Source organism: Mesorhizobium sp. LEGMi-168a (assembly GCF_058312955.1).
On the sequence record NZ_JBZEGV010000013.1, the window covers coordinates 120,083 to 132,528 of the forward strand.

Genomic DNA, 12,446 nt, shown 5'->3' on the forward strand with positions numbered 1-12,446 from the left:
ATACCGTGTGATGATGACTTCGCGCGGCCTGCGCGCCGCGCAGGATTCTTCAGTAAATCACGACGCTCCTGATCGACTTGCCCTCATGCATGAGGTCGAAACCCTTGTTGATGTCCTCCAGCGTCAGCGTATGGGTGATCATCGGGTCGATCTGGATCTTCTTTTCCATGTACCAGTCGACGATCTTCGGCACGTCGGTGCGGCCGCGCGCGCCGCCGAAGGCGGTGCCCATCCAGCTGCGGCCGGTGACCAGCTGGAACGGCCTTGTCGCAATCTCCTGGCCGGCGCCGGCAACGCCGATGACGACCGACTTGCCCCAGCCGCGATGCGAGGCTTCAAGCGCCTGGCGCATCACCTTGGTGTTGCCGGTGCAGTCGAAAGTGTAGTCGGCGCCGCCGATCTGGTCGGCGCCGCGCTTGGTCATGTTGACCAGGTAAGGCACGATGTCGCCGTCGATCTCCTTCGGATTGACGAAATGCGTCATGCCGAATTTTTCGCCCCAGGCCTTCTTGTCGTTGTTCAAATCGACGCCGATGATCATGTCGGCGCCGGCAAGGCGAAGCCCCTGGATGACGTTGAGGCCGATGCCGCCGAGGCCGAAGACCACCGCCGTCGCGCCCTGCTCGACTCGTGCCGTGTTGATCACGGCGCCGATGCCGGTGGTCACCCCGCAGCCGATGTAGCAGATCTTGTCGAAGGGGGCGTCGGGATTGACCTTGGCGACCGCGATCTCGGGCAGCACGGTGAAGTTGGAGAAGGTCGAGCAGCCCATATAGTGAAACAGCTTTTCGCCATTGACCGAGAAGCGCGAGGTGCCGTCCGGCATCAGGCCTTGCCCCTGCGTGGCGCGGATGGCGGTGCACAGGTTGGTCTTGCGCGACAGGCAGGACGGGCACTGCCGGCATTCGGGCGTGTAGAGCGGGATGACATGGTCGCCCTTCCTGACCGAGGTCACCCCCTTGCCGACATCGACGACGATGCCGGCGCCCTCATGCCCCAGGATGGCCGGAAAGATGCCTTCCGGATCGGCGCCCGACAGCGTGAACTCGTCGGTGTGGCAGATGCCGGTCGCCTTGACCTCGACCAGCACCTCGCCGTCGCGGGGACCTTCGAGTTGCACGGTCATGATTTCGAGTGGTTTTCCGGCTTGAACGGCCACGGCGGCGCGTACGTCCATCTAACTTGCTCCATAGTTTGTGGTCCTGATGAAGTGGTGGCAGATGACCTACCCGAGCAATCTCTGCTGCCGGGCGGAGATCCGCTTCCATGAAAATTTTATGTAATTGTGCTTGATGTAACCCACCGCCTCGATGTCATTTTCCCGCACCGCGGTGAGAAGGTCGGTAATCTCCAGTTGCAACAATCGAACCGCATCTGGCCAAATGTCACGAGACATCTCGTACCACACTCGAGCCGCCCTGAAGTACAAGTTATGCCACGTTTCTAGGAATAGTTTGTTTTGTATAAGGTCGCTGATAGCGAAATGTAGCGTATGGTTGATCTGCCAATGTTCCGAGGCATCGAATCGGTCAGCTAAACCGTTGGCTCTGGCGAGCAAAGTCTCTAAAACAGCAACGTCCGCCTCTGTTGTATCGCGCGCCCCTATACGCCCAAAAAGCTGAGCCATTTCAATTCTAACATCGAAAACTTCACGCAGTTGCGACTGGTCAAGAGTTGTCACAAAGGTGCCGATTCCGTTTCTCACCTCCATAAGTCCCTCGATCGAAAGCCGTTGCAGGGCTTCCCGAACCGGCGTGCGGCTTACACCGAACTCGGCGGCGATTTCGGTCTCCCGAAGCATCGTTCCGGGCATATACTTAAGCAAACAAATGCGATCGCGCAGCAAATCGTGGATTTCGCTTGCGCCGACTTTCCTTGGTTCCTCGATCGCGTCAATCATCTCATCTCCGGGCAGCCAAGTTTCGTGATCTCGACCTCATAGACGATCTACGATTCCACTGCGCTTGGCCAGAATCGACATGAGGCGAAATTGCTTGGGTAGGTCCAGCGCGACCACTGTGGTGCAGCAAGGGAGATGGGCGCGTTTGCACCGAGGCGCCATACTATGCTCAGCGCTGCAATATCTCGCTCTGACGAACCACCTCGAGGTTGGATATGGGCACATGGCGGAGCTAAACTATCAAGGATTTCAATGCAATCGTGGCGTCTGCAAGGGCGGAAGCGCTTGGAGCCAGGCGTTTCGCTATCATCGCCTCGGAGACGCGTATGTCCTTCGCGATTGCGGGTAGGCTGCCAAATCCGCATGCTGCAACTACACGCCCGTCGTCGGCAAGGTAGAAATGGATCTGCCCCTTTTCGCTTAGGTCCCGGCAAACTGGCGCGTTCCCATCGCTGCAGATGCCGGCGATCTGCAGCGTCTCATCGTACTGCTCGGACCAAAACCACGGGACATGCTGATATGGGGTATCGGCACCTAACATATTTGCCGCCGCTGCTGCCCCCTGCTGCCAGGCATTCCGCCACACTTCGAGCCTTATGCGTTTCCCATAAAGGCGATGCACGAACGAACAACAATCTCCGGCCGCAAAGATGTCAGGATCGGATGTGGCAAGAGTTTCGTGAGCCGCGATTCCGTTATCGATGGCTAGTCCTGCCGCTTGTGCGAGCTCTACGTTGGGTGTTGCACCCACTCCGACGAGAACAAGATCTGCAAGGTGCCTTTGGCCATCTGCCAATACCACTGAAGAACGTCCTTCAACCGGTTCGACGCCAACGACCGCAGAACTGAGCTTAATGCAAACACCTGCACCTTCGTGCTTTGCCCGGATGCGCTCCGCAATGCTCGCTGGGACCGCTCTCATCAGCAATCGCGGGCCAGCCTCGAGGACAGTCACGGTGGCGTCCTTCGAAACCGCACTTGCCGCAACTTCAAGCCCTATGAAGCCGCCCCCGATGATGACAACCTTGCTTCCGGCCTTGATTGCCTTGCGGATCGCTAGTGCATCAGAGTAAGTGCGCAAAAAGGCCAATCTGCATCCTTTGCCGATCGGCACACTCAACGCGCGTGGGCTAGCACCTGTCGCCAATAACATCCGCTCATACGGCAAACGTTTGCCCCCAGAGAGCGTGACGGTTCGTAACGCACGATCGATTGCCTCTACAACGTGGCCTTGGTGGTAGTCGATTGCCAACTCGGTCAGGCGTTCCGGACTAATCAGGAATTTTGGTGTCGGAACTTGGTCCTCGACCAAAACCGACTTAGACAGAGGAGGTCGCTCGTAGGGGTAGGAGGTCTCATTGCCAATTAGAGCAACGGGTCCACTCCAGCCACTCTCCCTAACCGCCACGGCAGCCGCGGTTCCAGCTTCGCCGGCGCCCACAATCACCATAGCGCGATCAGCTTTCATGCGGGGTCCATACCGTGGTAATCCGCCCAATCTTGCCCCGACAAGGTCAACAACGGCGCCGGTGCCTTGTGCTTGTCAGGGGATGCCACACCGGACACGTACTTCGCCTTAGATCTTGATGAACACAGCATCGGAATCGACTTTGAGCTCGTAGCGTCTCAGATCGATGCAGGCAGGCAGTGACCGCGCTTCGCCCGTTCGATAGTCAAAAGTCCCAAAGTGCTTAGGGCACTCGATGATATTGCCATCTACGATGCCGCCTGAAAGATGGACCTTCTCGTGGCTGCAGTGCCCGTCGATCGCAAAGTAGTCACCGTTCGAGGAGCGAACGATTGCAAATGAGCGCCCTTCATGGTCGAACCTCATGGCTTCTTCAGGCGCCAAAGCATCCAAGGCACAAACCTCGACCCACTTTTCTGGCTTTGTCATACTTCTTCCCTATTCCAAGTCTGCAACTAGCGAACGGGCCATGCGAGAGGCTGCAAGCTGAGTGCTGTAATAGTCGGCTTGCCGGCCAGCTGAACTTCTAGGCCGCTGAGCCGCCGCGTTTGTATTTTTTGGCTTTCATTCGCCGATACATGGCTTCATCCGCCTCTGACGAGCCGTCATGGAATGTCCCAAACCACTCGTCGAACGGGATTAACGTGTCGCCGTAATTCACCTCGAAGTACCTGTGATGGAGGTAGTGATAGTAACCATCAGCGTCCAGATGCTTGTCACCTTCAGTGGTAATCTTATCGAACCCAAGATGGCCCAAAGCTGGGATCAGCGCCTGAATCATAAGGCAGAACATCACGTTAATAGGATGCGAGGGCACTACAAAGAAGAACAGCACGCCAGAAAAATACAGGATGTGCTCGAACGTATGCATTGAGAGGCCCGACCACGGACCAGGGTTCACGTTGTTATGATGTACCTTGTGAATAATGTTATAAAGAGGCCCCATGTGTATCAATCGATGGACCAGAAAAAACTGCAGCTTTAGCCAAGCCGGCGTAATCAATAGAAGAGCAGCGAAGTAAAACGGGTGCTGGGTGATGCCCAGTTGCGCGATGTAACCATTGGAATGAGCCCACCAAGCCACGACTTCGTACGCTGTCCAAATGGGAACCCCACTGCACATCGTCCAGAACACGTTCTCGGCGGTCTGACTGCCAAAAAGAAAGACAGGATTGTCATTGTCAGGCCACTTCGAGTTGTACTTGAAGTTCGTATCCTGTCGGCGCTGAATGTAGAGAAGTGTGTGGAGACCTCCATAGACCAGTATCGCCAGCCCTGAATTTCGCAACAGAATTGCTGCAATCCACTCGATATGGAGCTCTCGCATACTGTCTATGGACGGCGTGAGATAAAGCCACGCGCCAAGCGATATCGCGATCAGCAGGGAGTTCCAAGGCCAAAGATATCCGGGAAAGCCGAAGACCCAGACGAGAAACTTCTTCGGTTGCGCCGGCCATACAAACAACGGCTCCCGCGACGGGCGTTTGCTGGGCGCCCATTGGCCTCGCCGATCACGGCTTCCATACAAGCTATCATCCATCGCGTTCTCCCAGGCTCTCATACCCACCGATGATGTATACAGCATATTCGGGTTTGGGACGCATGTCAACGAGTATGGCGCGTTTGACGGGAATTATGCGCACTGCTTGGCGTTGTGCTGTGTACAGGTACTTTATGAGCGCTTGCGTACTTACGGTACGGTTCAGGATCGTGACCGCAGAGTTTGCGGGACAGCGGGCACGCAGCGGCTTTGCCGAGATTAACTTATCAACGACGAAGCTCAGTCAGCTAGTCGAGGATCTGGTGCTGGAAACTCTCCAGGTGAAGGTTTTGGATCGTCGTTCTGCTCCTGGAGGAAAAGCGGTCTATGCCCCCCCGTCAACAGACGTGTGGGCAAGGCCCTGATGGGGTCTAGAGGACCTGGATTTGCTCTTCTCGTGCCAACAGCAAGAGGGTGTGCGGGGAGCCGATCAGCAGGGTGATCTCCGCCCGCCGGCGGCGCTCCTAAGGCGCATTGCGACCCCTAATCAGCGCCGTCCGGGCACTGGCGAGAACCAAAAAACGTTGAGCGAGATCCCAGTTGCCATCCGGCAGACTCGCACATGCGTGGCCGAGCGGGAATTCCAATCGGACTCTGTGTTAGGCCGCTACCGATAGCGATCTGCCATTTCCGGGCGGAAGTAGCTTCCCGGCGGCGGCGACTTATTTAGCCCATGCGTTCTGACGCGTAGCTTCCCGGACTAGCTGGGAAAACGACCGTCCGGTTGCCGTTCAAGAACACCCGGCGATGGATGTGCGCGTGGATAGCACGGGCCAGCACCTGGCTCTCCACGTCGCGGCCGATGGATACGTAGTCTTCGGCACTTTGGGCGTGAGTGACGCGAACCGTATCCTGCTCAATGATTGGACCCTCGTCCAGATCGGGGGTGACATAATGTGCCGTCGCGCCGATGAGTTTCACCCCCCGCTCATAGGCCTGTTTGTACGGATTCGCCCCCTTGAAGCTCGGGAGGAACGAGTGGTGGATGTTTATGATGCGGCCAGACATCTTGCGGCACATGGCATCTGACAGCACCTGCATGTAACGGGCGAGGACAATCAGGTCCGTGCCGGTCTGCTCCACTAGATCGAGAAGCTGCCGTTCCGCTTGCAACTTGTTCTCGCTCGTCACCCTGATGTAATGGAACGGGATGTCGTGGTTGACGACGACCTTTTGGTAATCAAAGTGGTTCGACACGACGCCGACGATGTCGATCGGGAGGGCGCCGATGCGCCAGCGATAAAGAAGGTCGTTCAAGCAGTGCCCGAAACGCGAGACCATCAGGAGGACCTTCATCCGCTGAGTGTGGATGTGGAGTTCGGCTTGCATTTCGAACTTCTCGGTGATCGGTTTCAGCCCTGCTGAGAGAGCTTCCGCTGCAATTCCGTCTTCTGATACGAACGAAGTGCGCATGAAGAAGCGCCCCGTGCTGAGGTCGTCGAACTGAGAACTGTCAATGATGTTGCATCCCATCTCACACAGAAGACCCGAGATGGCGGCCACTATTCCCCTCCTCGCCGGGCAGGTTGCCGTCAGCACGTAAGTGATCATTATTTACCTTCTTCGCCTGTTCCCGGCTCCGGACCGTTTCCTTTGGGAGTGCGCGTCGTGGAGCGGGAAAACCTAGTAACAATAATTGTGATGAGTCAGTTGTAGGCAACTGTCGTTCATCTCTCACACCAGAAATTTGCACAAAGCGCCTAGATCTACATTTCCACCGGAAGCTACCGCCACAACGGTCTTCCCAATCCACTTCTCGCGATCGCGCAGGACGGCAGCAACGCCAGCGGCGCCCCCGGGTTCGACAATGATTTTCATGTTGTCCGCTAATACCTGCATCGCGACCGTCACTTCGGCTTCCGACACTGCGAGCCCTTCGGTGACAAGTACCTTATTAATGGGGAATGTTTTCTCCCCAGGGATCTGCGTCACGATTGAATCGCAGATTGAGGTGTACCCCGCTTCGTTGCCCACGCGTTCCCCTTTTAACAGGGAGCGCCGGGTGTCATCGAAATGTTCGGGCTCAGCCGCGAAAATGGTGGTTGCACTGGATAACTCAGCCATCGCAGTAGCTATGCCAGCGATCAGTCCACCCCCACCAACGGGACACACCAACGCGTCTGCATACGCATTCAACTTCGCCAGCTGATCGACGATTTCCAATGCAATCGTCCCCTGCCCCGACATCAAGACGTAATCATCATAGGGGGCGATCAGGGTCGCTCCTGTTTGCGCCGCCATATCGCGCGCGATTTTGGCTCTGTCGCCAGTCGCTCGATCATATGTGACAACCTTTGCACCATACTCTTCAGTGTTACGCAGTTTCACAGCTGGCGCATCCTGGGGCATGACTATGGTAGATGAGACGCCCATCTGCGCCGCCGCCGCGGCGACTCCTTGAGCGTGATTGCCGGATGAAAAGGCCACCACACCAGCCTCGCGCTCTTTGTTACTCAGAGACGCGATCTTGACGTAAGCTCCGCGGAGCTTGAACGAGCCGGTGCGTTGCAAACACTCGGCCTTCACAAGCAGACGAAAGCCGAGGCGGCGGTTGAGAAGTTCGGATTCCAGCAATGGCGTAACTCGGGTTACACCTTCCAGAACCCGCGCAGCATCAACGATCATCCCATACTCAAGCATCGCAACTACTTTCCATCAATTTTGACAATCCCAACGCTCGTCGGAGAATGAAGACTTAAGCCGTGCGAGACTGGTGTTCGCGGCAGGCCTGTTCAAATCGCTCGATCTGCTCGGCGCTATCGCAGTAAGACATGACCATACGTTGGCCGTGGCCTTTGTGCTTAAAGCTCCACGGCCGCAACTCAATGCCCTTTTTTTGGAGCCCCTCCAAGAGCTGGCTGGGAAGGACGGCGAATACCTCGTTGATGTGAACTGGATGGACGAGCTCAACGTCGGGACATTGTCTCAAAGCATCCGCTATTCGCGCAGCGTTGCGGTTGGCTTGCAACGCATTTCGGCGCCACAAGTCGTCCTCTAGGTAGCTCAACAACTGCACCGAGACGAAGCGCATTTTCGAGTACAGGTGGCCGGCGCGTTTGTGCATGAAGCGCAGGACTTTTGCGATTTGCGGATCGAATGTGATCACCGCTTCCGCATTCATGGTCCCGTTCTTGGTTGTGCCAAACGTGAGGATGTCTACCCCAGCCTTCCAGGTCACATCGGCTGGAGTCGCGTCCAGATGAACTATGGCGTTCGCCAGGCGTGCCCCATCAAGGTGAACTTTCATCCCTGCATCATGAGCGATTTTGCTTAGTGCTTGGATCTCATCCAATTCATAAACGACTCCCGCCTCTGTTGCCTGAGTAAGGCTCAGTGCGCTGGCAGCCATATGGTGCACGTTGCCGATACCATGGCCTTGCAGCGCGTTCTCTAACGTGGCCACCGATACCTTGTGGTGGTCACCCTGCAGTAGGGTCATGCGGCCCCCGCCGCTATAAAATTCAGGGGCTCCGGCTTCGGTCGTGACGATATGGGCGGTCTCGTGACAGAAGATGGTGCCGTATGGTGGTGTTATCGCGCCGAGAGCGAGGCCGTTTCCGGCAGTGCCGGTCGGCACCGGATAGATGAAGGCTTCGCGCTCAAAAAACTCCGAATAGGCCTGTGACAACGCAGCGGTGTACGGATCTGCGCCATATGCAGTTTCGAAGCCTTTATTGCAGTCCGCCAAGGCTCTCATTATCTGATCGCACACCGGCGCACCGTTGTCCGAATTGAAGTGATAAGTTTCTATTTTAACTTCTCCCGGCTCCAAGAAAGCCGCCGCCAAACTCTGCGGAGGCATCCTCGAGCACATCCCAAAGATAGTCGGCGGAAGCGAAATCGGTCAGCATGTGAAGTCCGTACAGACCCTCGCCCCTCTCGCGAATCAAAACTGCGCTAATTCTCGCCACAACTGTTTGAGCGACCTCGCCAACGGCGAATTTGCTTTCACGTAAATCTACTCCGCAGATTTTTGCCATCATCGGGGGGATGCACTTCCCCACCAAGTAGAGCCAACTATGGCTGTCGGCGCGGGGAAGCGGATAGCCGATCTGAGCCTTGATCTGCCGATCATCGGTCTGCCAGTCTGCTTCAAGCTTACTGCAAATCTGGCTGACGGCGCTTCGGTCGGACAAAATGAGATACTCCTCCCTTCCGAGCCGCGCGATCATGGCGCCGTCTTCAAGGCTTATGGCTTTGTTTGGGCTCTCGGGTAGCGCGGCTACCTTTGTTGTCAGCCAATTTGTGGTTCCGGCTCCCTTGAAGCCGATCCGCGGCAATGTTGACAGGTCATGAATGGCTACATTCTCGTTTTCCGGAATGCCACGCCGGCCTGCCAACCGATGAGCAAACGGAGTGATTGCAGTGGCACACATTTACATCTCCTGGCGAAGATTTTCAGGATCGTAGAAATGAGTGGAAACCACTCCCGCAAGATGCTCGCTCCCGTCGCTTGCACGCAGCACAATTTGGCTTCCAATATTGGCGTCCGAGCGGTCTGCATAGGCCAAGCCTATCACCTTACCCAAAGTCGGCGAGAAGCCGATCGATGTGATGAAACCCGCTATCGATCCATCTTTTACCACCAGGTTGGATTCCTGAAGTCCGGCGTTCGGCATGCGGTCAAGCGCGAACCCGACAAGCTTCCTGCTTGACAATGACTTGCTGCGGATTTCCAAGCTTCGCTTTCCAACGAAGAATGGCTTGGAGTTGGCAACGGCCCAACTCATGTCGAGCTCTTCGGGTGTGGTCATGCCGTCAGTGTCTTGACCGATTATCACGTGTCCCTTTTCGAGCCGCATCAACCTTTGCGCTTCAAGGCCGAACGGACGAATGCCGAGAGCATTTCCCGCATCCTTGATTGCGCTCCAGAGTTCCGATCCAAAGCGTGAGGGCACATGGATTTCGTAGCCTAGCTCGCCGATGAACCCCACCCGGAATACGCGCGCCGGAATTCCCGCCACCTTTCCTTCCCTGTAAGCCAAGTAGGGGAAGTCCTCCGGGGACACCGAAATATCGTCAGTGAGCTTTTCGAGCACCCTGCGTGCGTTGGGGCCAGCCAGATTGACTCCGGCGTATGCAGACGTGACGTTGGCGATATCCACGTCGAGACGCCACTGCGCGTTCCACCACAACATGTTTCGGTATACGCGATCCACCCCCGTAGTGGTCGCAGTGATGTAGAAATAGTGTTCGCCGCGGCGGCATGCGACGCCGTCGTCAATGACCGTGCCGGCTTCGTTCGTCATCAATAGGTAACGGGTTTTGCCAACCGGCAACTTTGCATAGGCGAACGTGTACATCCGGTTCAGAAATTCGGCCGCATCAGGGCCACGGACGTCCAAACCGCCCAAGGTCGAAACGTCGATCATGCCGACGTTATTTCGCGCGTTCAGAACCTCCTTGGCGATGGTTGCGCCTGGATCGTGCTCAGGTCCGTAATACGCGGGGCGAAGCCAGTTGCCGGCCAGCAACCATGTTGCTCCCTCGGCCGCATGCTGCTCGTGCATCGGAGTCCTGCGCATTGGCGTGAACTTCCGACCTGCCAAGATCGCGATCTTCTCTGTCGTAACAGGTGGCCGAGCAGTGGTGACGCCGACCTCACTGATCGTGCGACCCGTGTACTTGGAGACAATCATCGCTGTCGCCAGCGCGGAATGCCGGCCCTGGCTAGGCCCCATCCCGACGGTGGAAAACCGTTTCACGAGTTCGAGCTCACGATAGCCGTCCGCGATGGCGTTTTTGATGTCCTTGACCTGAAGGTCTTCATCAAAGTCGACGAAATCCATTCCCCTGGGGTGCGGAAAGATTGGCCAAGGATGGTTTGGAGTGTCTCGATTTCGAGCCGGAAGCACGGGCCGACTTTTGATTTGATAACCACAATCCATGGCGGCTTTCATGCCTTGCGCCGCGCCATGGGCTATGCAGTCTCGCAGATTGAACATTCCGTCGACCGACCCGGCAAGAAGAACAGCTTCACTCGGTTCGACTATGGCAAAATGGGCTGCTTCTTCATCGTATGTAAGCTTCCCGCCGGCCTGCAATGGCAGTTGATAAGCGGGAACGTACCCGACGGACATGCTGACCAAATCGCAGTCGATCTTTCGACGCCTTTTGCCCGCAGCGCCCCCTGGCTCGATCTCCGCAAGTTCCACGCCGCGGACATGTCGATGGCCCTTTGCTGGATACGCCTCATAGATGCACCACCCGTCGAGGATTCGGACGTTGCGATCCATGATCTGTGAACGCAGTGGTCCCCTCTGGCCGGCTCTACGGAGGTCGCAAATCGCCGCGAGATCTACAGCCGCATCGAGAAGGTCGAGTGCCACGCCATATGCGTCGTCATTGGCGGCCAGCACAATTGCACGATTTCCGGGCTTTACGCCGAACAGCCGAATGAGGCGTTGCGCCGCGGTGCCCTGCATAACGCCGGGCAGATCATTGTTGCGAAATTGCGAGGGCTGCTCGATAAGCCCAGTCGCAAAGACGACGCGTTTCGCCCGCAGCTTGCATAAACGGGTTCCACGAATGACCGGCAGCCAATTGTCGGAATACCATGCGTTGCAAATGGCGTCCGTCCAGACCTCGATTTTGCGGTGCGCATTTATCTCCGCCACGAGGTCGCGATCGATTTCCAATCGTGCATAGTTCAACGCTCCGCCTATCCGAGGATTCTCGTCGACCAGCAGCACGGATGCACCAGCATCAGCCGCCGCTATCGCAGCCGCCATGCCAGAGGGCCCTGCCCCGACCACCACAACGTCGTACCAGCCATAGGCTTTGTCGTAATACCCTTCGCTTGGCTTCGTGACGTCGAGTTTACCAAGTCCTGCTTTGGCTCTGATGATAGGTTCCCAGACCTTTTCCCATATCCCTTTCGGCTTATAGAAGGAGCGATAATAGAAGCCGACCGGCATGAAGCGGGAAAGTTTGTTCATGACGAATCCGCGATCATGACGGGCAGAATGGCTGACATTTTGTGCCCGTACCGCCAGGCCGTCAGAAATCCGATGTCGGTCTGCGAAAACGCTGACTTCGTTTCCAATCTGGACGAGTGTGTTTGAATCTTGAGCGGCCATGGTCAGGATGCCACGGGGCCTGTGGTACTTGAATGAGCGCGACAACACCCACTCGCCGTTGGCGGCTAGCGCTGAAGCGATTGTGTCGCCGGCCACGCCCTCATATTCGCGTCCGTCGAAGGTAAACTTGATTTTTTTGGAGGCGTCGATAAGCAGCCCTTGCCGTCGAGCGAGCACGCTTTTCATCTCGCTTCTCCCAACGGGCCGTCGGCTGGAACGGGGAATGTCGCCAGGATATCGTCGGTGACTGTGTTGCGCTCAGCCAGGAACCAAAAGTTTGTCGGAGTGTGACACCACCACTCACGCACAACGCCGGCCGTGTTGTTGGACATCCAGATGTGATCTGTCCAACTTTTATCGCTGGTCGCTGAGGGATCGGGTTGCCGATGCACCTCTCCGTAGCACTGGAACTCGCTTATGTTGCGCGGCCCGTTTAGCGGGCAAACCATCAGTTTCATG

At 56.7% G+C, this 12,446-nt stretch carries 11 protein-coding genes; all 11 read right to left on the reverse strand.

The window, feature by feature from the left end:
• Positions 1–49: 49 nt before the first annotated feature.
• On the reverse strand, positions 50–1,177 hold the full coding sequence (locus AC4FWB_RS18535; protein WP_491027700.1) for an S-(hydroxymethyl)glutathione dehydrogenase/class III alcohol dehydrogenase: 1,128 nt from the start codon (positions 1,175–1,177) through the stop codon (positions 50–52).
• Between the two features lie 48 nt (positions 1,178–1,225).
• Complete coding sequence (locus AC4FWB_RS18540) at positions 1,226–1,900, reverse strand: GntR family transcriptional regulator (RefSeq protein WP_491027701.1); 675 nt, start codon at positions 1,898–1,900, stop codon at positions 1,226–1,228.
• A 232-nt stretch (positions 1,901–2,132) separates the two neighbouring features.
• Entirely contained in the window at positions 2,133–3,368 is a 1,236-nt protein-coding gene (locus AC4FWB_RS18545; RefSeq protein WP_491027702.1) for an NAD(P)/FAD-dependent oxidoreductase, read from the reverse strand.
• Positions 3,369–3,476: 108 nt separating this feature from the next.
• Positions 3,477–3,797, reverse strand: coding sequence for a Rieske 2Fe-2S domain-containing protein (locus tag AC4FWB_RS18550; RefSeq protein WP_491027703.1), 321 nt, complete (start codon positions 3,795–3,797; stop codon positions 3,477–3,479).
• Positions 3,798–3,894: 97 nt separating this feature from the next.
• Positions 3,895–4,908: a sterol desaturase family protein gene (locus AC4FWB_RS18555; RefSeq protein ID WP_491027704.1), complete on the reverse strand. Its 1,014-nt coding sequence runs from the start codon at positions 4,906–4,908 to the stop codon at positions 3,895–3,897.
• Between the two features lie 666 nt (positions 4,909–5,574).
• Positions 5,575–6,459, reverse strand: a complete 885-nt coding sequence (gene purU / locus AC4FWB_RS18560) for a formyltetrahydrofolate deformylase (protein ID WP_491027705.1) — start codon at positions 6,457–6,459, stop codon at positions 5,575–5,577.
• A 123-nt stretch (positions 6,460–6,582) separates the two neighbouring features.
• On the reverse strand, positions 6,583–7,548 hold the full coding sequence (locus AC4FWB_RS18565; protein WP_491027706.1) for a threonine/serine dehydratase family protein: 966 nt from the start codon (positions 7,546–7,548) through the stop codon (positions 6,583–6,585).
• A 55-nt stretch (positions 7,549–7,603) separates the two neighbouring features.
• Positions 7,604–8,695 carry a threonine aldolase family protein gene (locus tag AC4FWB_RS18570; protein ID WP_491027707.1) on the reverse strand — a complete coding sequence of 364 codons (1,092 nt, stop codon included), beginning with the start codon at positions 8,693–8,695 and terminating at the stop codon, positions 7,604–7,606.
• On the reverse strand, positions 8,661–9,284 hold the full coding sequence (locus tag AC4FWB_RS18575; RefSeq protein ID WP_491027708.1) for a sarcosine oxidase subunit gamma family protein: 624 nt from the start codon (positions 9,282–9,284) through the stop codon (positions 8,661–8,663). Before AC4FWB_RS18575 ends, AC4FWB_RS18570 begins: the two co-directional genes overlap by 35 nt.
• Entirely contained in the window at positions 9,285–12,173 is a 2,889-nt protein-coding gene (locus AC4FWB_RS18580) for a 2Fe-2S iron-sulfur cluster-binding protein (RefSeq protein ID WP_491027709.1), read from the reverse strand.
• Complete coding sequence (locus AC4FWB_RS18585; protein WP_491027710.1) at positions 12,170–12,445, reverse strand: sarcosine oxidase subunit delta; 276 nt, start codon at positions 12,443–12,445, stop codon at positions 12,170–12,172. Before AC4FWB_RS18585 ends, AC4FWB_RS18580 begins: the two co-directional genes overlap by 4 nt.
• Position 12,446 lies beyond the last annotated feature (1 nt).

Bases quoted from the DNA above. Each gene is read 5' to 3' on its own strand.
- AC4FWB_RS18535 (WP_491027700.1), bottom strand. From the start codon at position 1,177: ATGGACGTACGCGCCGCCGTGGCCGTTCAAGCCGGAAAACCACTCGAA.
- AC4FWB_RS18540 (WP_491027701.1), bottom strand. From the start codon at position 1,900: ATGATTGACGCGATCGAGGAACCAAGGAAAGTCGGCGCAAGCGAAATC.
- AC4FWB_RS18545 (WP_491027702.1), bottom strand. From the start codon at position 3,368: ATGAAAGCTGATCGCGCTATGGTGATTGTGGGCGCCGGCGAAGCTGGA.
- AC4FWB_RS18550 (WP_491027703.1), bottom strand. From the start codon at position 3,797: ATGACAAAGCCAGAAAAGTGGGTCGAGGTTTGTGCCTTGGATGCTTTG.
- AC4FWB_RS18555 (WP_491027704.1), bottom strand. From the start codon at position 4,908: ATGGATGATAGCTTGTATGGAAGCCGTGATCGGCGAGGCCAATGGGCG.
- purU (WP_491027705.1), bottom strand. From the start codon at position 6,459: ATGATCACTTACGTGCTGACGGCAACCTGCCCGGCGAGGAGGGGAATA.
- AC4FWB_RS18565 (WP_491027706.1), bottom strand. From the start codon at position 7,548: ATGCTTGAGTATGGGATGATCGTTGATGCTGCGCGGGTTCTGGAAGGT.
- AC4FWB_RS18575 (WP_491027708.1), bottom strand. From the start codon at position 9,284: ATGTGTGCCACTGCAATCACTCCGTTTGCTCATCGGTTGGCAGGCCGG.
- AC4FWB_RS18580 (WP_491027709.1), bottom strand. From the start codon at position 12,173: ATGAAAAGCGTGCTCGCTCGACGGCAAGGGCTGCTTATCGACGCCTCC.
- AC4FWB_RS18585 (WP_491027710.1), bottom strand. From the start codon at position 12,445: ATGAAACTGATGGTTTGCCCGCTAAACGGGCCGCGCAACATAAGCGAG.